We start from the raw sequence: 19,799 nt of genomic DNA, 5'->3' as shown, positions 1-19,799 counted from the left end.
CGCTTACCGGGTGCCGCCGACCGCCCGCCCCACGCGCCGGTGCGCAACCCTGCGTCGACGCGCAGATCGAAGTTCGCGTAGCCAGGGAAGAGCTGCGGTGCCTTGACATGCAGGGGCAGCCCGGCCAGCGTCAATTCCCGCTGCCAGGCGTGCACGTGGCCGATGCCGGCGCGGGCGGCCATGACGCTGCGCCCGGCTTGCGCCGCGCTGGCACCGGCGCGCCGGCCCATGCTCAGGATATCGAGCAGCGCGTTGCCCATCAGCCGGTTGCGCCCATGAATGCCGCCCGTGACCTCGCCAACGCAGTACAGCCCAGGCACGCTGGTCGCGCCCTCCTTGTCGATGGCGACGCCGCCGTTCTGATAGTGCAGGGTCGGGTAGACAAGGAACGGCTCCTGGGCCGGATCCTGGCCGCACTTGTCGGCAAGATGGCGCAGCGTCACGAGCCGCTTGGCCAGGATGCCGGGGTTTTCCATTTCCAGCGTCGGCGTGTCGAGGAATACCCCGACCTGGCCGCCCCGCTCGATGCCGCGCCCCTGCGCGCATTCGCGCAGGATGGCCGAGGCCACGATGTCCCGGGGCTTGAGTTCATCGACGAAACGCTCGCCCTCCCCATTGATCAGTTTCGCCCCGGCCGAGCGAGCGGCTTCCGAGATCAGGCCGCCCGCCAAGTGCGGCGGGTAGGCAATGCCGGTGGGATGGTACTGGAACGAGTCCAGCTCGCGCAGGCGCGCCCCGATCCGATAGGCCAGCACCAGGCCGTCTGCGGTAGCCCCGTAGTGGTTGGACGTCGGGAAGGCATTCAGGTGCAGGCGCCCCGCCCCGCCGGTGGCGAGAATCACGGCGCGCGCGCGCACCAGCACGAAGGTTCGCCATTCGAGGTTGTAGATCACCGCCCCGGCGCATTGGCCACGCTCGTCGGACAGCAGCTCGACTGCGGGGCAGCGGTTCCACACCGCGATGCCCGGCTCCAGGTCCACCGCCTCGCGCAGCACGCGCATCATTTCCAGCCCCGTGTAGTCGCGGTAGGAGAGAATGCGCGCGGCCGACGCGCCGCCTGGCTTCTTGCGCAGAAGATTGCCGCCGAGGGGCCGGTCCTCCTCCTGGTCGAACGTCATCCCCAGCCGGATCAGCCAGCGGATCACGTCGGGTCCATCCATCACCATCTGCGCGACCAGCTCGGGCTCGCCGCAGAAGTGCCCGGCGCGCAAGGTGTCCTCGAAGTGCAATTGGGGACTGTCGTCCTCGCCGATAGCCGCCTGGATCCCGCCTTCGGCCATCACGGTGTTGCTGTCGCCGAGGCGCAGCTTGGTGGCGAGAATCACCTGCGCGCCTTGCCTGGCCGCGGTCAGTGCTGCCGCGCAGCCACCACCGCCCCCGCCGATGATCAGCACATCGGTGGAGACGAGTTGCGCCCCGGCAATGTCGACGTCGTCGATCAGCGCATTGGCTTGCAGATAGCGGGCGAGATCCGGCTGACAAGGCTCGCCGCGGTTGACGCCGACGGCCAGCGCGACGCGCGCATTGGGCCCGTGGTCGGGGTGATAGGCCTTTAGCAGTGCTTCGACGGAGATGTCATCGCCGCGCACCGCTGGCGCCACACCGGGATGGTAGCGCTTGCGCGCCTCTTCGTAGGGGATGCCAGCCGGCATGATGGTTCGTTCCGTCAGCGCGGCGGCTGCGCGCCGGGTGCGTCGAAGTCGATCTTCATCGCGCCGCTCTCGATCTGCTGCAGGCGCAGCATGAGATTGGCCGGCCGCAGCGTCTGCGCCGCGATCATCCGCCGCACGAACAGGCCAAGATGGTTGGGCCGGATATGCTCGGGGCAGGCCAGCGTGCAGAGGTTGCACATGACGCATTCGTCGAACACCTGGCCCGAGGCGGTCAGCTTGCCCTCCACCGCGAACTTCACGCCCTCCTGAACGTCGAGTCCCTTCGGACAGGCCCGATCGCATCCGCTGCAGTGACGGCAATGGGCGGCCTCCGGGAATACTTCAGAGATTGTTTGCAAGGCGTCCCAGCTGTCGCCGATCTCCTCGATGCGATAGACGTGCCGCTCCGACGCCGTGAAGTAATCCAGAAACGCCACCTGCATGCCATCTTCGACCAGCGTTTCGCAGGCGAGCGCGGTCTTGACATCCTGCTCGCCGTTGCGCCGCACCATGACGCGGCATGAGCCGCACACCCCCTGGCCCATGCAGCCGACGCCTTCGACAAGCGTTTCCCCCGCGTGCAGGAAGGCCTGCAGGATGGAGCAGTTTGCCGGTGCTTCGACCGAGCGTCCTTCGATGCTCAAGCGTACCAGTCCCATCGCGTCGCCTCTATCGCCCGGCGTCGTCAGCGCCACACTGGCATTTCCACAGAAAAGGTCATATAAACCTTAGCACAAGGGAGGTCATTGCGAAGGGGGCGCCGCATGCAGGCTTGCTGGACATCGCTCGCCCCACTGCTTGCGGCAATCGCGACCGCGGCGTCATCTACATCGCCAATATTCTTTATGACCGGCGTGCCGCTCTTGCTTTGAATCGGAGCCCCGACCCATGCTGCACCGCACTTTCCACCGCCGCGATCAGGCCGCATGCGTCGATCCGCCTGCGTGCCCGAACGCGACCCGCAGCCCGGGGCTGACCATTTACGCCAGATGGCGCCTTCCCATGCGACCAGCGCGCTGGCAAATCATGACGCTCAGGGACTGGGCCATGACAAGACTGCCGAAATCTTCTTGCGGGCTCCTCGCCGCGCTGAGCTGCATCTGCCTGTTTGGTGCGACGCATGCCTTCGCGCGCCAGGCTTTCGACTCGCCGGATGCAGCCATGGCGGCCTTTGGCCAGGCGGTCCTCAATGACGACGAGACGGCCATGCGAGCCATGCTGGGCGCCAGCTTCCGCGACATCATCCCCCCGGTCGGCGCCGAAGCGCGGAACAAGTTCAACACGGCCTGGGCACAAGCGCACCGCGTGCAACAAAGGGGCAAGCACGCGTCCATCGTCGCGGGCGACGACGGATGGACTCTGCCCGTGCCGCTGGTCAAGTCAGCCAAAGGCTGGCAGTTCGACACACTGGCCGGCGCCCGGGAAATGCGCCTGCGCCGCATCGGGCGCAACGAACTCGCGGTGATCCAGACCATGCGGGCCATCTGCGATGCGCAGACCGAATACGCCCAGACGACCCACGATAGCGAGAAACGGCTCGTCTACGCCGGCAGGCTGTCCAGTTCACCGGGCAAGCACGACGGGCTCTACTGGCCGAGCGGACCGAATGAGCCACAAAGCCCGCTCGGGCTGGCTTTCCGTGACGCCGGCACGCGCAATGCAAGCAAGGAGGGCTACCACGGCTACCATTACAAGCTCCTCACCGCGCAAGGGGCGCAAGGCGATGGCGGCAGCGTGAACTATGTCGTCGACGGCGAGCTGTTCGGCGGCTTCGCGGTCATGGCCTGGCCCGTGCGCTACGGCGACACCGGCGTGATGAGCTTTATCGTCAGCCACAAGGGCCAGGTCTATGAGCGCGACCTCGGGACCAACAGCGCCGCCAAGGCAGCGATAACGAAATCCTTTGATCCGGCTCCCGGCTGGCGGAAGGTGTCGCCATGAACCCGCGCGCCCTGAGCACCGCTTGCTGTGTCCTGCTTGTGCTCGGCGGGTGCCAAAGCGCCGCTCCGCCCGCAGCGGGTACGGCCACGCCGGCGATGTCCCGCGAGGGCACGGTGCAGGCCCAGAAGGAACCCGCGCCTTACAAGGCGGAAGAAATCGAGGCGCTGGTCGCGCCGATCGCGCTCTATCCCGATCCGCTGCTGTCACAGGTCTTGATGGCCTCCACCTACCCGCTGGAAGTCGCCCTCGCCGCGCGCTGGAGCAAGGCCCACCTGAACCTCAAGGGTGACGACGCAGTCAAGGCGGTGCAGAACGAGTCCTGGGACGTCAGCGTGAAATCGCTGGTGGCGTTTCCGCAGATCCTTGCGCCAATGGGCGACAAGCTGGACTGGACCCAGAAACTGGGGGATGCATTCCTGGCCCAGCAGAAGGAGGTGTTCAGTGCCGTGCAACGCCTGCGGGTGCGCGCCCAGCAAGCCGGCCACCTCAAGTCGGGGCCGCAGCAGACCGTGACCGTGGAAACCGCAACCTCCGGCGAAGCCACGCAGCAGACCATCGTGCGCATCGAGCCGGCAGATCCCCAGGTGATCTATGTGCCGGTGTACGACCCGGCGATCGTCTACGGCGGCTGGGGCTATGCGGGGTACCCGTACTACTACTGGCCACCCTACGCGCCCTACTACCCCGGCGATGCCTTCGTGGGAGGCATCGCATGGGGCATCGGCCTGGCCGGGGCCATTGCCATATTTGGCGACTGCGACTGGAACAATGGCGGTGTACACGTGGAGCACCACAAGGCCCGGAACATCGATCGCAATTTCGACGCCAGCAAGTTCGAGGGAGGCCGCTGGCAGCACGACGTGCGGCACCGCCAGGGCGTTGCCTATCGCGACAATGCCACACGGGAGAGATACGGCAGGAGCATGGCCGATGCGGCGGGCCGCAACAACTTTCGCGGGCGCGATGCTACGGGGGGCCGGGACAATGGCTTCCAGGGCGTGGGCAGTGGCGGCAAGGCGGTGCAGCGTGATGCCAGTCGCGGCAACGCGAGCCTGCAATCAGGCTCCGGCCGCGCCGGCGGTTTCGGCGGTGGCTTTGGCGGCGGACGAGGTGGCGGTGGACGACGTTAGGGAAGCAATGCCCGTTTCGGGCGGTGCAGGTCGCGTTCCTCTGGTCGGCGGTTGGGCTGCCCTGTCTGCATCCGGAACTCCATCAGCTCTTCTGGGAAGGATCGCAAGATGCTCACCAAACTGAAAGCGGCGTTCCTCTACTTCAATAGCGTGGTCCCGTTCCGGCTGGGCCCCGCCCTGATCACGACGGTCGTGCTGATCACCCTGCTGCTGCTGCCTGTGCCAGAGGGGCTCACGCCCAAGGCTTGGGGCCTGGTTGCCATCTTCCTGACCACAATCGTTGCGATCATCCTGAAGGTCATGCCGATCGGGGTGATGGCGTTGATGGCCATCGTGGTCCTCTCGTTGTCGCAGGTGACCTCGACCTCATCCAAGGGGGCGATCGCCGATGCGCTGACCGCCTTCGACAGTCCGTTGATCTGGTTGATCGTGGTGGCCATCCTGATCTCCCGCGGCGTGAAGAAGACCGGCCTGGGCACCCGTATCGGCCTGATGTTCATCTCCCTGATGGGGAAACGAACGATCGGCATCGGCTATGGCCTGGCCACCTGTGAACTGGTGCTGGCGCCCTTCACACCGAGCAATACCGCGCGCGGTGGCGGCGTCGTGCACCCGATCATGAAATCGATCGCCAACGCATTCGACTCGGACCCGGCCAAGGGCACTGAGGGCAAGGTCGGCACCTACCTGGCGTTGGTCAACTACCACGCCAACCCGATCTCCTCGGCGATGTTCGTGACCGCCACCGCCCCGAACCCGCTGGTGGTGGACTACATCGCCAAGGCGACCAATCAGAATCTGCATCTGAGCTGGACGAGCTGGGCACTTTGCATGTTGGAGCCCGGCCTGCTATGCATGCTGGTGATGCCGCTGGTGATCTTTGTGTTGTCGCCGCCGGAGCTCAAGGCCACACCCAATGCGGTGGAGTATGCGCACGCCGAAATGGCGAAGATGGGTCCAGTGTCGCCGAAGGAAATGGTCATGATATTCACCTTCGCGCTGCTGCTGCTGCTATGGGCTAACGTTCCGGCGATGGTGTTTGGTCCGTCGCTCACGCTGGACCCGACGGTGGTCGCCTTGGTCGGCCTGTTCGTGCTGATCATCACTGGCACCCTCGACTGGGACGACGTGCTGTCCGAGAAGAGCGCCTGGGACACGCTGATATGGTTTGGTGCGCTGATCATGCTGGCCGAGCAACTGAACAAGCAGGGTGTGATCGGGTGGTTCTCGAAGGGCATGAGCGACGCGATCGTGGCCAGTGGCATTGGCTGGGGTGGCACGGCCGCGATCCTGGTGGCGGTCTTCGTGTTCTCGCACTACCTGTTCGCCAGCACGACCGCGCACATCAGTGCGATGATGCTCGCCTTCCTGACGGTCGGAGTCCAACTGATACCGCCAGAGTATGTGGTGCCGTTCATGCTGCTTATGGCGGCCGGCTCGGCGATCATGATGACGTTGACACACTATGCGACAGGCACCTCGCCGATCATCTTCGGCAGCGGCTATGTCACGATGGGAACCTGGTGGCGCGTCGGTTTTGTGATGTGCGTGGTGGAGCTGCTGATCTTCGCCGTGGTCGGGAGCGTCTGGTGGAAGGTGCTTGGCTTCTGGTGAACACGCAGCCGAACGACGCCCGATGAACCGCTCGTGACCCCGCCTGCGTCGCTCTGAACCCGGAGAAGCAAGATGCCATCCGTAACGTCCGACGGTGTTTCGATCCACTACGAGGTCAAGGGCCAGGGTTCGCCCGTGCTTCTCCTGGCGGGGCTGGCGGGAGTGGGCGCATCCTGGGGGCCGCAGATCGACCTGTTCGCCGGGCATCACCAGGTGATCGTGCCGGATCACCGCGGCACCGGTCAGTCCGAGCGCACCGCGCGCGACATGACGATTACGCAGCACGCGCGGGACATGGCGCGGGTCATCGAGGCAGTCGGGTGTGGGCCGGTCCATGTGGTCGGGTCCTCGACCGGAGGCGCCATCGCGCAGTTGCTGGCGATCCATCACCGCGAACGATTGCGCAGCGCGACCATTGTCTCGTCGATTGCTCGCGCGGACGCGTTCTACCGCCGCCAGTTCGACATGCGGCGACGCATGCTGACCGATTCCGGCCTGCGCGCGTCCACCGAGGCGAACGCACTATTCCTGTTCGACCCGAAATTCAGTCGCGAGCACCCGGAGCAGGTGCAGGCGTGGGTGAACGCTGCATCGGCCGGCACATTCGACCCGGAGATCGGCTTTGCCCGGATCGACATGATCGTAGGACACGACGCCTTCGATGATCTTCCATCGATCACGACGCCGACGCTGGTACTGGTGGGCGAGCGCGACTTCTGCTCCCCGCCGTACTTCTCTGCGGAACTTGCAGAGCGGATTCCGGGAGCGGAGTTTGCCACCCTGGACGGTGGCCACTTCATCTTCCTGGAGAAGCCCGTACTCCTGCACGACACTGTGGAAGCCTTCATTGCCAGGCACGAACGATGATCGGTTCGAGGGCACGGCGGGCATGCGCTTTTACTCTGGCACGCCGCCGCCCGCCTCTGGCTGCGCCGGAGCCGCCCCGTCCTCGCGCAGCCAGACAATAAACTCGGCGCCCTGTCCCACCGCGCTCTCCACGGTAATGCGGCCGCCATAGCGCTCCACCAGTGCATAGCTGATGGAAAGCCCGAGGCCCGTCCCCATCTGCTTCTTGGTCGTGAAGAACGGATTGAACAGGTTGGGCAGGTCGTCTTCCCGGATGCCCTGGCCGGTGTCGCGCACATGCAGCGTCACGCCCTGCCCTTCCCAGTCGCGCGTGCCCAGCGTGAGCGTGCCGCCCTCGGGCATGGCGTGGATGGCATTGGTCAGCAGGTTGACCACCACCTGCTGCAACTCGCTGCGGCTGATGCGTACCTGCCGCGTGGCCAGGCAGTCCAGCTCGACCCGGATCGACGCGCCCTTCAGCATGTGCTGGACCAGGTCGACGCAGCCTGCCGCGACCTCGCCCACGTCCAGGCGCTCCATATTGCCGGCGTAGGCCTCTGGCCGGACAAACTGCAGCAGCCGGTTGGTCAGCAGGTGGATACGCCGCACCTGCTCGTCGATCAGCCTCAGCTCGTGCCGGACTGGCTCAGCAGCCGGGCCAAGGATCTCACGGGCCACGTCCAGGTTGCCCTGGATCACCGCGATCGGATTGTTGATCTCATGGGCCACGCCCGCCGTAAGGTGCCCTGCGACGGCGAGCTTCTCCGACGTGATCAGCTGCTGCCGGGTGGCGCGCAGCTCGGCGTTTGCGTCCTCCAGCTCGCGCGTGCGCTCGGCCACCTTGCGATCGAGCGAGTCCGCCCACTCCCTGAGCTGGTCATTGCGCTGCCGCAGAGCCGACAGCAGCTGGTCGAACTGGCTGGCGAGCTGGCCCAGTTCGTCATCGCTGCGCACCGGGCCCACGCGCGCATCGGCATCGCCCGCCTTCAGCGCTTGCATGGTGCCGACCATCCGCGTCATCGGCGTGAACACGCGCCTGGCCCAGAGCAAGGCCAGCAACGACCCCGCCACGCCCAGCAGCAGGAACAGCCCCACCAGCACCTCAAAAGCCAGGTTCTTCAGCTGGCCGATGGGCCTGGCAAGATAGCCAACATACAGCATGCCGATCCGCCCGCCGCGGCTGTCCACGATCGGCTCATAGGCGCTCATGTACCAGTCGCTGACCACGAACGCCAGGTCCAGCCATTTCTCGCCGCGCAGCAGCACCTTGTCGCGCACCTCGCGGGAGACCCGCGTCCCCAGGGCGCGCTCGCCATGGAACAGCCGCACGTTGGTGGCAATGCGCGTGTCGTCCAGGAACAGGGTCGCCGTGCCCTCGCTGCCACGAGGCAGGGATTCAGGCTGGTAGACCAGCGCATTGATCGTGTCGATGAAGCCGAGGTTGTTGTTCAGCAGCGTGCCGCCATGCAGGATCGCCACCAGCGTTCCCGCCTCGTTAAACACCGGTGCGGCTGCGTGCATCACCATGCCGCGGCTTTCCTGTGTCCTGTCGGTCTGCGCTGCGTTGGTGGTGGGGCGTAGCGCCACCTGTGCGCGTCGGGCAAGCTCGCTGGAAACCGCGGCCAGTTGCGTGGCAGACCACGCGTCCGTGGCGGCGTCCGCGCGGCCGGCGGCGGCGCTGGCGACCACGCGCCAGGCTGCGTAATCCGACCCTGCCGCGCCGGCAGGCGCAGCGGCAAGCAGCCGCCCTTGCGGATCGAGCAACTGCAGGAAATCGAGCCCATGCGTGCGCCGCGCGTCAGCCAGGATCCCGGGCATGGCGCCGCGGCGGCGAAGTCCGTCCACCAGCGCATATGACCTCGCCTCCTGCAGGACACGGTCGCCCACGCCGCCCACCATATGCTCGAAGTACTCGTGGGCGACCAGCAGGTCGCTGTTGACCTTGTAGGCCAGCAAGGCCTGGAACGCGCGATTGCCCCACAACCCCATGATCAGCAGCAGTGCCAGCAGCGCCACCAGCAGCGGCGCGACCACGATGGACACAAGCTTGGCCCGCAGCGAGGCGCGATAGCGGCGCAGCAGCGCAGCCGGGCTCAAGGACGCAGGCCCCACTGCAGGCATTTGCGGTCCAGCGTGCGGCGCGAGATGCCAAGCCGGCGCGCCGCTTCCACCCGGTTGCCGCCCTCGGCCGCCAGCACCTGCAGGATGTGCCGCCGCTCCACCGCCTCCAGCAGCGTGCCGTCGTCGGCCGGCATGGCTGCATCCTCGCGCTCCTCTTCCGGCAGGTTGGCTTGAGCGGGATCGGCCTGGTGCGCCAGCAACTCGACCGGGTATTCGCCAAGGATCAACGCTCGCTCCACCAGGTTGCGCAGTTCGCGCGCATTGCCTGGCCAGTCGTAGCCCTTGAGCACCCGGACCAATGAGGGCGACAGCGGCACCGCGGGCAGTCCGAGCTGGGCCGACAGCTGCTCCGAGAAATGGTCGGCCAGCGGCAGGATGTCTTCCGGCCGCGTGCGCAACGGCGGGATGGCGACGGAGACGACGTCGAGCCGGTAGTACAGGTCCTGCCGGAAGCGCCCGGCGGCGACCTCATTGGCCAGATTGCGGTTGCAGGCCGCCACGATGCGCACGTCCACGGCAATCTCTCGCTCGGTGCCGAGCGGCCGGATGCGCCGGTCCTCGATCACCCGCAACAGCTTGGCCTGCATCGGCAGCGGCAGCTCCGAGATCTCGTCCAGGAACAGCGTGCCGCCGTCGGCATAGAGAAACAAGCCATGGCGCCCCCCGCCCGCGCCGGTGAAGGCACCTTTGGCGTGGCCGAACAATTCGCTTTCGATGATGTCGGGCGCCATCGCGCCGCAGTTCAGCGGCACGAACTGGCCCTGCCGTCCGCTCAGGCGATGCAGCTCGCGCGCCACCACTTCCTTGCCGGTACCGGACTCGCCCGTCACCAGTACCGTCGATGGCATCGGTGCCACCCGTGCCACCAGCGCCATGACCTTCTTCATGGCTTCGGACTCGCCGATGAAGTGCTTGTGGATGGTGTACTTGTCCAGCTCGCGGCGCAGCAGGTAGTTCTCACGCGTGAGCCGGGTCCGGTCGAAGCAGCGCCGGATGGCATTGAGCATCTGGTCGACGCGGAACGGCTTGACGACGAAGTCCGCCGCGCCCGAGCGCAGCGCGGCAATCGCCGTGTCCATGTCGGCGAAGGCCGTCATCAGGATCACATCGGCGGGGTTGCCGGCCGCGCGCAGTGCTTTGAGCCACTCCATCCCGCTGGCACCGGGCAGCGCCACGTCGAGCAGGATCAGGTCGAAATGGCGTTGCTCCAGCAGCGCGGCACCCGCTTCGGCGCTGTCGGCCGTCACCACGCTGCCCACCTTGCCTTCGAGCGCGCGGGACAGGAACGAACGCATGCCGGCCTCGTCGTCCACCACCAGGATCGTGCGGCGCTGCCAGTTGTCGGCTTCAGCGGCGTTGCTTTGTCTTTCGTTCATCACTTTAGGGGTTGCGGGGGCAAGGGAAGAGTCTAGCGACAGTGCGCTATCCGCCTGTATTGGGAGTAAACCGAGCCAGCCCCGCAAACCGCTGCCAGGGATGGACAGTTTGGCCTGCGCAAGGGGCCGCCGCCAGGACATTTTGTCCACGGCTGCGCCGGACGGCCCGGTCTGCGCGCGGCAAGCCATTGACGGCAAACGGAATCCGCCATGGGCATGGCTTTTGCTGAACCACGCACTCCAGCCCATCGCATCACGCGCAAGAAGAGGCTGCCACTTCCAGGTAGGAGACAACTTCATGTCATACCCCGCGCAAGCGCAAACGCCCTCGCAGAAGTCCCAACACGCGTCGCCGTCCCGGCCAACGTCACGCCCGTCGGCCTTCTCCAAGGAAGCCATCATCGCCCGCCCCGGCTTCAACCGCTGGATGGTGCCGCCCGCCGCGCTGGCGGTGCACCTGTGCATCGGCCAGGCCTATGCCTTCTCGGTCTTCAACGAGCCGCTGACCCGGATCCTCGGCGTCACGCAGTCCGCGCCGGGCGACTGGCAACTGACCACGCTGGGCTGGGTGTTCTCGCTGGCGATCTTCTTCCTCGGCATCTCTGCCGCCTTTGCCGGCAAGTGGCTGGAGAAGGTCGGGCCGCGGCGCACCATGTTCACGGCAGCGTGCTGCTTCGGCGGCGGCTTCCTGGTGTCGGCGCTGGGCATCTGGCTGCACCAGATCTGGCTGCTGTACCTGGGCTACGGCGTGCTGGGCGGGATCGGGCTCGGGCTGGGCTACGTGTCGCCGGTGTCCACGCTGATCCGCTGGTTCCCCGACCGCCGCGGCATGGCCACCGGCATGGCAATCATGGGCTTCGGCGGCGGCGCGATGATTGGCGCGCCGCTGTCGGTCGCGCTGATGAACACCTTCAAGAGCGCGACCAGCGCGGGCGTGGCACAGACCTTCCTGGTGATGGGCGTGGTCTACTTCATCTCGATGTCGATCGGCGCGCTCGCCATCCGCATCCCGGCCCCGGGCTGGGCGCCCCCGGGATACGTTCCCACCACCACGGCCCGCAAGATGGTCACGCACGCCCACGTGCACATCGACCAGGCGCTGAAGACGCCGCAATTCTACCTGCTGTGGGTGATCCTGTTCCTGAACATCACCGCCGGCATCGGCGTGCTGGGCCAGGCGGCGGTGATGATCCAGGAAACCTTCAAGGGCAGCATCACTGCCGCAGCGGCCGCCGGCTTCGTCGGCCTGCTCAGCATCGGCAACATGACGGGGCGCTTCCTGTGGAGCTCCGCCAGCGATTACTTCGGCCGCAAGATCACCTATGCCATCTTCTTCGCCTTCGGCGCCGCGCTCTACATGGCGGTGCCGGCCGTCGGCGGGTCCGGCAACGTGGCCCTGTTCGTGGCCTGCTACTTCCTGATCCTGACCATGTATGGCGGCGGCTTCGCCACCATTCCCGCCTACCTGGCCGACATGTTCGGGACGGCCTACGTCGGCGGCATCCATGGCCGCCTGCTGACCGCCTGGGCCGCCGCCGGCATTGCCGGCCCGGCGCTGGTCAACTACATCCGCGAGCACAAGCTGGCCATGGGCGTGCCCAGGTCAGAGGTCTATGTCGACACCCTGCACATCATGGCCGGCCTGCTGGTGGCGGGTTTCGTCTGCAACCTGCTGATCCGGCCGGTGCATGAGCGCCACCACCTGCGCGAAGCCGCCAGCGCAGCCTGAGCGCCACCCCAGCTTCCGATACCAATACACAGGAGACACCACCGTGCAAGACGACCGAACTTTCGGCAAGACGCTGCTGCTGCTCGCGTTCTGGGCCTATGTGCTGATCCCGCTGGGCGCGGGCATCTGGTCGACCCTCGGCAAGGCCATGAAGCTGTTCAGCTGAGCGCTCGCCCTGGCCGTCCGCTGCATCACGATCCGTCAATGCAGCGGGGTCCATCCATGACTGTGATCCCGCGCAATGACGCTATCTGTATTTGCTTTGTGGCGCCTCGCGAGCGCTTCTTCCGGCTCTGCAAACTGAGCTTTAGCGGTTCCGCAAGAACTGTATCCTTCGCGGGCGAGCCGTAGTCCTTACGCTTGTCCGTAGTGTCGCGCGACACGCCGTCGTGCCGGCGGCAACCCCACGGAGAGCACATCGATGCACGGACTCACAGCCCTGGAACTCGCTCGAATCCAGTTCGGATTCACGGTTTCCTTCCACATATTATTTCCCGCCATCACCATCGGGCTGGCATGTTTCCTGGCGTTCCTGGAAGCACGCTGGCTCTACACCAAGGACACGGTGTACCGGACCCTGTACCAGTTCTGGATCAAGATCTTCGCGTTGAACTTCGGCATGGGGGTCGTTTCCGGCCTGGTCATGGCCTATGAGTTCGGCACCAACTGGTCGGGCTTCTCGCAATTCGCGGGCAGCGTCACCGGGCCGCTGCTGACCTACGAGGTGCTGACCGCCTTCTTCCTGGAAGCGGGCTTCCTCGGCGTGATGCTGTTCGGCTGGAACCGCGTCGGGCCGGGGCTGCATTTCTTCTCGACGGTGATGGTCGCGCTCGGCACCATGATTTCCTCCACCTGGATCCTGGCATCCAACAGCTGGATGCATACGCCGGCCGGCTACGTCATCGTTGCCGGCAAGGTGGTGCCGACCGACTGGCTCGAGGTGATCTTCAACCCGTCGTTCCCCTACCGCCTGGCGCACATGGTGATCGCCGCGCTGCTGTCGACCGCACTGTTCGTGGCGGCATCCTCGGCCTGGCAGCTGCTGCATGACCGCGCCGTTCCCGCCGCCCGCAAGATGCTGTCGATGGCCCTGTGGATGGTGCTGATCGCTGCGCCAATCCAGGCGGTGGTGGGTGACGCCCACGGCCTGAACACGCTGGAGCACCAGCCCGCCAAGATCGCGGCGATGGAGGGGCACTGGAACACCGCCGCCAAGGATGACAAGGGCGGCTTCCCGCTGATCGTCTTCGGCATCCCCGACATGGAACGCGAGGAAACCCGCTACGCCATCGAGATTCCGCGCCTGGGCAGCCTGATCCTCACGCACAGCCTTGACGGCCAGATCCGTGGCCTGAAGGACTTCCCCAAGGAAGACCGCCCCAATGCCACGGTGCTGTTCTTCACCTTCCGCATCATGGTTGGCCTGGGCGTGGCGATGATCCTGTTCGGCCTGCTGGGATGGGTGCTGCGCCGCAACGGCGCCCTGTACCGGTCCAAGGCCTTCCTGCGCCTCGCGGTGGTGATGGGCCCCGCCGGCCTGGTCGCGCTGCTGGCCGGCTGGATGACCACCGAGATCGGCCGCCAGCCGTGGGTGGTCTATGGACTGCTGCGTACCCATGATGCCGTTTCCGCGCATGCGGCCGGCCCGGTGGCGCTGTCGCTGGCGCTGTTCGTGGTGATCTACTTCGTCTGCTTCGGCGTGGGCATCCGCTACATGCTCAAGCTGGCCAGCGCCGGCCCCGCCCCCGACGCGCACCCGCACGATGAACCGTCCTACGGCCCCGGCAGCGTCGTTCCCGCCGCCATCGCCGCGGCTTCCACACCCAACCCGATGGCCCGGCACGGCCAGCGCGAATTCTGAGCAGGTGATCAACATGGGTATCAACCTTCCCGTTATCTGGGCCGCCCTGATCTTCTTCGGCGTGATGATGTACGTCATCATGGACGGGTTCGATCTTGGCATCGGCATTCTCTTTCCCTTCGTCGGCGACCGTCATGACCGCGACGTCATGATGAACACGGTGGCGCCGGTCTGGGACGGCAACGAAACCTGGCTGGTGCTGGGCGGCGCGGCCCTGCTGGGCGCCTTCCCGCTGGCCTACTCGGTGCTGCTCAGCGCCTTCTACCTGCCGCTGATGTTCATGCTGATGGGGCTGATCTTCCGCGGCGTGGCCTTTGAATTCCGCTTCAAGGCCAGCGACCGCAGCCGCCCTTACTGGGATGCCGCGTTCACGTGGGGATCGGTAGTCGCCGCCTTCTTCCAGGGCGTGACGCTGGGCGCCTATATCGACGGCATCACCATGGAAGGCACCACCTTCACCGGCGGCGCGCTCGACTGGCTGGCACCGTTCCCGATCTTCTGCGGCGTGGGCGTGGTGATCACCTATGCCTTCCTCGGGGTCACCTGGCTCATCATGAAGACCGAGGGCCGCCTGCAATGGACCATGCTGCGCGTGACCAACGTGCTGACCGGCGTGATGCTGGCGATGGTCGCCGCGGTGAGCGTGTGGACGCCCCTGACCCATCCGGAGATCGCGCAACGCTGGTTCGCGCTGCCCAACCTGCTCTTCTTCCTGCCGGTGCCGCTGCTGGTGCTGGTCTCGGCCTACGGCATCTACCGGTCCCTGCGCAACCACCCGAACGTGTCGCCGTTCCTGTACGCGCTGCTGATGATCTTCATGGGCTATACCGGGCTGGCCATCAGCATCTGGCCCAATATCATCCCGCCGTCGATCTCGATCTTCGATGCGTCGTCGCCCCCGCAAAGCCAGGGCTTCGCGCTGGTCGGCACCCTGTTTATCGTGCCGATCATCCTGGCCTACACCTCCTGGTCCTATTACGTGTTCCGCGGCAAGGTCAAGCGCGGGGAGGGGTACCACTGATGGCCAGGATCCTGCATTCGCGGCTGGCGGCGCGCCTGGGCTGGCTGCTGGCCCTGTGGCTGGCGGGGGTCGGCACGGTCTTCGTCTGCGCCAGCCTGATGAAGCTGCTGATGCGCGCAGCCGGGCTTGCCAACTGAAGCCATGCCGTCCTCAAGCCCGCTCTCCCGTCCCGCGCTGCCCGCGCGCACCGCCGGCGTGCCCGACACGCTCGCGGCAGCCTGGGCGGGGCGCGCCGACCTTGCACCCTGGCTGCATTCGCTGAAGGTGTTTGGCGCGGCGATGCTGGCGCTCTACGTGGCGCTGGCGCTCGGGCTGCCGCGGCCCTACTGGGCCATGGCCACCGTCTACCTGGTGTCCAGCCCGCTGGCCGGCGCCACCTATGCCAAGGGCACCTACCGCGTCTTCGGCACGCTGCTGGGCGCCGTGTGCGCGGTGGCGCTGGTGCCCTGTCTGGTCGACGAGCCCGTGCTGCTGATGGCCGCGATCGCGTGCTGGACCGGCACCCTGCTCTACCTGTCCTTGCTGGAACCGGCGCCGCGCAACTACATCTGCCTGCTGGCTGCCTATACGCTGCCGATCGTGGCGCTGCCGACGGTCACCAACCCGGCCACCGTCTTTGACGTGGCCCTCACCCGCATCGAGGAAATCATCATCGGCATCGTCTGCGCCAGCGTGGTCAGCGCGGTGGTCTTTCCCTCGCGCACCACGCCGGCGCTGGCCGCACGCGCGTCGGCGTGGCTGGACCACGCCTCGCGCTGGATCACCGACGTGCTGGCCGCCGGTGCCAGCGCAGGCCAGCGCCATGACAGCTTCAGCCTGCTGGCCGCCGATATCCTCGCAATGGAAACCCAGCTGGCCCAGCTGACCTATGAATCCGACGGCGCCCTGACCCTGCGGCGCGCACGTGCCCTGCACCAGCGCATGACGGCCCTGCTGCCGCTGGTGCTGGCGCTGGCCGATGCCGCCAGCGCCTTGCGCCGGCATCCGGCGGGCATGCCTGACACCGTCGCGCAGCGCATGCTTGCCACGCTGGCCTGGATCGCCGGCGACGCCGGCGCGTCCCGGCCCCCGCCTTCCTGGTACCCGGCAGGCACCACGCCGGCCGCACCCGCGGACTGGTATGCAAGGCTGGTCGCGGCGACCTGCACCTACCTGGATGCCCTGGGCGATCTCTGGCAAGACTGCCGCCTGCTGCAGGCCAGCCTGCACCAGGGCGGGAGCGAGCCCACCGCGCTGCGGTACCGCGTGGAACCCGCCGGGCAGGCCCGGCACCATGATCACGCGCAACTGTTGTTCCGCGGCGCCACTGCCGGCTCGGCCACCTTCGTCGCGGGCCTGCTGTGGATGGTGTCGGGCTGGGTCGACGGCGCCACCCCGGTCGGCCTGGCCGCGCTCGCCAGCTGCTTTATCGCCACCACCGCGGAGCCGCGGCTGATGGCCGGCCGGGTGATCGCGTGGAGCATCGGCTGTGCGTTGCTGTCCTGGTACTACCAGTTCGTGGTGCTGCAGCTGGCCCATGACTTTGGCTCGCTGGCCGCCCTGCTGTCCGGCCCCTACCTGGTCATCGGCGCCATGACGACGCAGCCGCGCAATGCGCTGTTCGGCGTGTTGCTGGCGGTCACGGCGGCGTCGTTCCCGGGCCCGCAGCACCTGACCGCCGCCAGTTTCGCCGGCATCTTCAACAGCAGCCTGGCAAGCCTGGCGGCGCTGGTGTTCGCGGCCTTGTGGGCGGTCCTGATGCAGCCCTTCGGCCAGCAGCTGGTGGCCTACCGGCTGGCCAGGGCCAACTGGAACGAGATCGCGCTGGCGGCGCACCCGCGCGCGCTGGTCAACAGCGCGCGGCTGCGCGGCCGCATGCTGGACCGGCTGCTGCGCCAGTGGCCGCCATTGACCCGCCGCAACAATGCCAGCGGCAAGCAGGCCGGCAGCGCCGTTGCCGACTTCCTGGTCGAGTCCGCCGCGCTCGCGCTGCGGCGCGCCCCGGCTGGCGTGCCCGCGCCGCGCCGCCGTGCCGTGGAGCGCGTGCTGGCAGGCGTGGCACGCCACTACCGCCAGTGCGCGCGCGCCGGCCATGCCAGCACGCCCGCGCCGGCGCTGGCGGCGCAGATCGACGCGGCCTTCGCGGCGCTGGCCTCGTCGGCGCACGGCAGCCCCCGCACCGCGCTGGCGGCGCTGGCCACCTTGCGGCTGGCGCTGTATCCGCCTACCGAAGGAGAGCCCCATGCACGCCACTGAGTTCGACCTGTACGGCGTCTTCGTGCCGGCCACCGTGGTGTGGATGCTGGCCGCGTTCGCGGTGACTGCCGGCGTGCGCGCCGTGCTCGCCCGGATCGGCTTCTACCGCATCGTCTGGCACCGGTCCTTGTTCAATTTCTCGCTCTATATCCTCGTACTGGGCGCGATCGTCGCGCTCGTCTGGCAGGCCCCATCATGATTCGCAAGCTTTCGCTGCTCGGCCCCGTTGCGGTGACCTTCGCGGCCGTGGTCGCCGCGGCGCTGACCGCCTGGCATTTGTGGCAGTACTACACCGAGGCGCCCTGGACCCGCGACGGCCATGTGCGCGCAGAAGTGATCCAGGTCGCGCCGGATGTCTCCGGCCTGGTCACGTCCGTGCTCGTCGGCGACAACGCCCGGGTGCAACGCGGCCAGGTGCTGTTCGTGGTGGACCAGGACCGCTTCGGCCTGGCCCTGAAACAGGCGCAGGCCGAGGCCGCTTCGGCGCGCGCCGCGCTGGCACTGGGCCGGCGCCAGGCGGCGAACGCGGCCGCCGTGGCCGCTGCGCAGGCGCGCATTGACGAAGCCGATGCCGCGGTGGACGTGGCCAGGCTGAACCTGGCCCGCTGCCGCGTGACCAGCCCGGTCGACGGCCATGCCAGCGACCGCCTGCCGCGCGCCGGCGACTTTGCCACCCGCGGCAAGCCGGCCTTGTCGGTGGTGGCCAGCGGCTCGCAGTACGTGGAGGGCTATTTCGAGGAAACCAAGCTGCCCGCGATCCGCGTCGGCGCCGCCGCCGAAGTGCACATCATGGGCCAGCGCACCCCCTTGCGCGGACATGTGCAGAGCATTGCGCCCGGCATCGAGGACCAGGACCGCGCCATCGGGCCGAACATGCTCCCCAGCGTCAACCCGACCTTCAACTGGGTGCGCCTGGCGCAGCGCATACCGGTGCGCATCGCGCTGGACCAGGTGCCGGCCGGGGCCCACCTGATCGCCGGCCAGACCGCGACGGTCCGCATCCGGGCGCCGCGCGAATGAGGCTCCCAACGCAGCCACACCGGTCCCGCCGGAACTGTTCTGCTTCCGCTCCTGCCGATTTGTGCGCCTGCCGGGCGGCCATCGGTCCCTACCATGGACGGCATGGCATGCGCCATGCCCTACCCCATTGCCCCCGGGAGATTCGCCATGCAAGCAGCGCTTGTGCAAGAAATGCCCGCCGCCCGCAGTTCTGAGGCGCCCGAGCCGAACCACGCATCACCCGCCTGCCGGGACCAGCTGGGCCGTCCGCTGCGCGACCTGCGCCTCTCGGTGATCGACCAGTGCAACTTCCGCTGCACCTACTGCATGCCCAAGGAGCGCTTCGGGCGCGACTATCCGTTCCTGTCGCCTGAGCAGCGCCTGTCCGATGCGGAGCTGCTGCGCATCGTGCGCGCCTTTGTCAGCCTGGGCGTGGAGAAGGTGCGCCTGACCGGCGGCGAGCCGCTGCTGCGCAAGGGCATCGAGTCGCTGGTCGAACGCATTGCCGCCATGCGTACCCTGGACGGCCGGCAGGTGGAAGTGGCCATGACCACCAACGGCAGCCTGCTGGCGCGCAAGGCGCGTTCGCTGCGCGACGCGGGCCTGGGCCGGGTCACGGTCAGCCTCGACAGCCTGGATGACGGCATCTTCCGCGCCATGAACGATGTGGATTTCCCGGTCGGCCGCGTGCTGGAGGGTATCGACGCGGCCTGCGCCGCGGGACTGGCGCCGGTCAAGGTCAACTGCGTGGTCGAGCGCGGCACCAACGACGCGCAGGTGCTGCCGCTGGTCGAACACTTCCGCGGCAGCGACGTCACGCTGCGCTTTATCGAATATATGGATGTGGAAGGCCCGAGCGCGTGGTCGCAGTCACGCGTCGTCCCCTCCGACGAGATCCGCAGCATGGTCGAACGCGCACATGCGCTGCTGCCGGTCACCAGGCGCGACGGCGAAACCGCCAGCAACTACCTGCTGGCGGATGGCAGCCTGAAGCTGGGCTTTATCTCCAGCGTTTCACACCCATTCTGCGGCGATTGCACCCGCGCACGCGTTTCGGTCGACGGCCGGCTGCACCTGTGTCTGTTCGCCACCAGCTCCGTCGACCTGCGCCAGCACCTGGGCACCGCCCGCCCGGATGAAGCCGTGGCGGATGCAGTCCGGCAAGCGTGGCAGGCCCGCGGCGACCGCTACTCAGAGCTGCGCGCGGACCGGCTGGCCAGCGGCAAGCGCCATTACCCGACGGTGCGCATGTCGCTGGTCGGGGGCTGAGCCGC

At 67.3% G+C, this 19,799-nt stretch carries 16 protein-coding genes and 1 pseudogene; 13 read left to right on the top strand and 4 right to left on the bottom strand.

The genetic code is table 11. The features are described 5' to 3' along the window. Positions 1-3: 3 nt before the first annotated feature. Positions 4-1,652, bottom strand: a pseudogene (locus ACW4E8_RS20750) (FAD-binding protein). 14 nt (positions 1,653-1,666) lie between these two features. Continuing rightward, the gene (locus ACW4E8_RS20745; RefSeq protein WP_456806309.1) at positions 1,667-2,305 is read right to left on the bottom strand and encodes a 2Fe-2S iron-sulfur cluster-binding protein; all 639 of its coding nucleotides are present in this window, start codon (positions 2,303-2,305) and stop codon (positions 1,667-1,669) included. Positions 2,306-2,678: 373 nt separating this feature from the next. Here ACW4E8_RS20745 and ACW4E8_RS20740 point away from each other — a divergent pair, with 373 nt between their 5' ends. From ACW4E8_RS20740 to ACW4E8_RS20725, 4 genes are all read left to right on the top strand, one after another. Next, entirely contained in the window at positions 2,679-3,593 is a 915-nt protein-coding gene (locus ACW4E8_RS20740; RefSeq protein ID WP_456806308.1) for a DUF2950 domain-containing protein, read from the top strand. 95 nt (positions 3,594-3,688) lie between these two features. Beyond that, positions 3,689-4,723, top strand: a complete 1,035-nt coding sequence (locus ACW4E8_RS20735; protein WP_456806248.1) for a DUF3300 domain-containing protein — start codon at positions 3,689-3,691, stop codon at positions 4,721-4,723. A 108-nt stretch (positions 4,724-4,831) separates the two neighbouring features. Then, on the top strand, positions 4,832-6,337 hold the full coding sequence (locus ACW4E8_RS20730; RefSeq protein ID WP_456806307.1) for a DASS family sodium-coupled anion symporter: 1,506 nt from the start codon (positions 4,832-4,834) through the stop codon (positions 6,335-6,337). Positions 6,338-6,409: 72 nt separating this feature from the next. Then, positions 6,410-7,204: an alpha/beta fold hydrolase gene (locus ACW4E8_RS20725; RefSeq protein ID WP_456806247.1), complete on the top strand. Its 795-nt coding sequence runs from the start codon at positions 6,410-6,412 to the stop codon at positions 7,202-7,204. Between the two features lie 30 nt (positions 7,205-7,234). Here ACW4E8_RS20725 and ACW4E8_RS20720 read toward each other — a convergent pair whose 3' ends face one another. Together ACW4E8_RS20720 and ACW4E8_RS20715 are read right to left on the bottom strand one after the other, a co-directional pair. Next, on the bottom strand, positions 7,235-9,304 hold the full coding sequence (locus ACW4E8_RS20720) for a sensor histidine kinase (protein WP_456806246.1): 2,070 nt from the start codon (positions 9,302-9,304) through the stop codon (positions 7,235-7,237). Continuing rightward, on the bottom strand, positions 9,277-10,680 hold the full coding sequence (locus tag ACW4E8_RS20715; RefSeq protein WP_456806245.1) for a sigma-54-dependent transcriptional regulator: 1,404 nt from the start codon (positions 10,678-10,680) through the stop codon (positions 9,277-9,279). The genes ACW4E8_RS20720 and ACW4E8_RS20715 overlap by 28 nt, the downstream gene beginning before the upstream one ends. A gap of 298 nt (positions 10,681-10,978) precedes the next feature. Here ACW4E8_RS20715 and ACW4E8_RS20710 point away from each other — a divergent pair, with 298 nt between their 5' ends. From ACW4E8_RS20710 to moaA, 9 genes are all read left to right on the top strand, one after another. Then, entirely contained in the window at positions 10,979-12,409 is a 1,431-nt protein-coding gene (locus tag ACW4E8_RS20710; protein ID WP_456806244.1) for an L-lactate MFS transporter, read from the top strand. Positions 12,410-12,452: 43 nt separating this feature from the next. Beyond that, a complete protein-coding gene (locus ACW4E8_RS20705) occupies positions 12,453-12,575 on the top strand; it encodes an MFS transporter small subunit (RefSeq protein ID WP_010809255.1) in 123 nt (40 codons plus the stop codon). A 255-nt stretch (positions 12,576-12,830) separates the two neighbouring features. Further along, positions 12,831-14,270: a cytochrome ubiquinol oxidase subunit I gene (locus ACW4E8_RS20700; RefSeq protein ID WP_456806243.1), complete on the top strand. Its 1,440-nt coding sequence runs from the start codon at positions 12,831-12,833 to the stop codon at positions 14,268-14,270. A gap of 13 nt (positions 14,271-14,283) precedes the next feature. Further along, positions 14,284-15,291, top strand: coding sequence for a cytochrome d ubiquinol oxidase subunit II (gene cydB / locus ACW4E8_RS20695; protein ID WP_456806242.1), 1,008 nt, complete (start codon positions 14,284-14,286; stop codon positions 15,289-15,291). Continuing rightward, positions 15,291-15,428 (top strand): DUF2474 family protein, encoded by a 138-nt coding sequence (locus ACW4E8_RS20690; protein ID WP_084187397.1) that lies wholly within the window; start codon positions 15,291-15,293, stop codon positions 15,426-15,428. The genes cydB and ACW4E8_RS20690 overlap by 1 nt, the downstream gene beginning before the upstream one ends. Positions 15,429-15,432: 4 nt before the next feature. Continuing rightward, a complete protein-coding gene (locus ACW4E8_RS20685; protein WP_456806241.1) occupies positions 15,433-17,526 on the top strand; it encodes an FUSC family protein in 2,094 nt (697 codons plus the stop codon). After that, positions 17,513-17,725 carry a DUF1656 domain-containing protein gene (locus ACW4E8_RS20680; protein WP_018313632.1) on the top strand — a complete coding sequence of 71 codons (213 nt, stop codon included), beginning with the start codon at positions 17,513-17,515 and terminating at the stop codon, positions 17,723-17,725. The genes ACW4E8_RS20685 and ACW4E8_RS20680 overlap by 14 nt, the downstream gene beginning before the upstream one ends. Further along, positions 17,722-18,546 (top strand): HlyD family efflux transporter periplasmic adaptor subunit, encoded by an 825-nt coding sequence (locus tag ACW4E8_RS20675; RefSeq protein WP_456806240.1) that lies wholly within the window; start codon positions 17,722-17,724, stop codon positions 18,544-18,546. The genes ACW4E8_RS20680 and ACW4E8_RS20675 overlap by 4 nt, the downstream gene beginning before the upstream one ends. Positions 18,547-18,693: 147 nt before the next feature. After that, complete coding sequence (gene moaA / locus ACW4E8_RS20670) at positions 18,694-19,794, top strand: GTP 3',8-cyclase MoaA (RefSeq protein WP_456806239.1); 1,101 nt, start codon at positions 18,694-18,696, stop codon at positions 19,792-19,794. Positions 19,795-19,799: the final 5 nt, after the last annotated feature.

Source organism: Cupriavidus sp. CP313 (assembly GCF_054072015.1).
This window is presented reverse-complemented; position numbering and strand designations above follow the sequence as displayed.

Bases quoted from the DNA above. Each gene is read 5' to 3' on its own strand.
- ACW4E8_RS20740 (WP_456806308.1), top strand. From the start codon at position 2,679: ATGACGCTCAGGGACTGGGCCATGACAAGACTGCCGAAATCTTCTTGC.
- ACW4E8_RS20735 (WP_456806248.1), top strand. From the start codon at position 3,689: ATGTCCCGCGAGGGCACGGTGCAGGCCCAGAAGGAACCCGCGCCTTAC.
- ACW4E8_RS20730 (WP_456806307.1), top strand. From the start codon at position 4,832: ATGCTCACCAAACTGAAAGCGGCGTTCCTCTACTTCAATAGCGTGGTC.
- ACW4E8_RS20725 (WP_456806247.1), top strand. From the start codon at position 6,410: ATGCCATCCGTAACGTCCGACGGTGTTTCGATCCACTACGAGGTCAAG.
- ACW4E8_RS20720 (WP_456806246.1), bottom strand. From the start codon at position 9,304: ATGCCTGCAGTGGGGCCTGCGTCCTTGAGCCCGGCTGCGCTGCTGCGC.
- ACW4E8_RS20715 (WP_456806245.1), bottom strand. From the start codon at position 10,680: ATGAACGAAAGACAAAGCAACGCCGCTGAAGCCGACAACTGGCAGCGC.
- ACW4E8_RS20710 (WP_456806244.1), top strand. From the start codon at position 10,979: ATGTCATACCCCGCGCAAGCGCAAACGCCCTCGCAGAAGTCCCAACAC.
- ACW4E8_RS20700 (WP_456806243.1), top strand. From the start codon at position 12,831: ATGCACGGACTCACAGCCCTGGAACTCGCTCGAATCCAGTTCGGATTC.
- cydB (WP_456806242.1), top strand. From the start codon at position 14,284: ATGGGTATCAACCTTCCCGTTATCTGGGCCGCCCTGATCTTCTTCGGC.
- ACW4E8_RS20690 (WP_084187397.1), top strand. From the start codon at position 15,291: ATGGCCAGGATCCTGCATTCGCGGCTGGCGGCGCGCCTGGGCTGGCTG.
- ACW4E8_RS20685 (WP_456806241.1), top strand. From the start codon at position 15,433: ATGCCGTCCTCAAGCCCGCTCTCCCGTCCCGCGCTGCCCGCGCGCACC.
- ACW4E8_RS20680 (WP_018313632.1), top strand. From the start codon at position 17,513: ATGCACGCCACTGAGTTCGACCTGTACGGCGTCTTCGTGCCGGCCACC.
- ACW4E8_RS20675 (WP_456806240.1), top strand. From the start codon at position 17,722: ATGATTCGCAAGCTTTCGCTGCTCGGCCCCGTTGCGGTGACCTTCGCG.
- moaA (WP_456806239.1), top strand. From the start codon at position 18,694: ATGCAAGCAGCGCTTGTGCAAGAAATGCCCGCCGCCCGCAGTTCTGAG.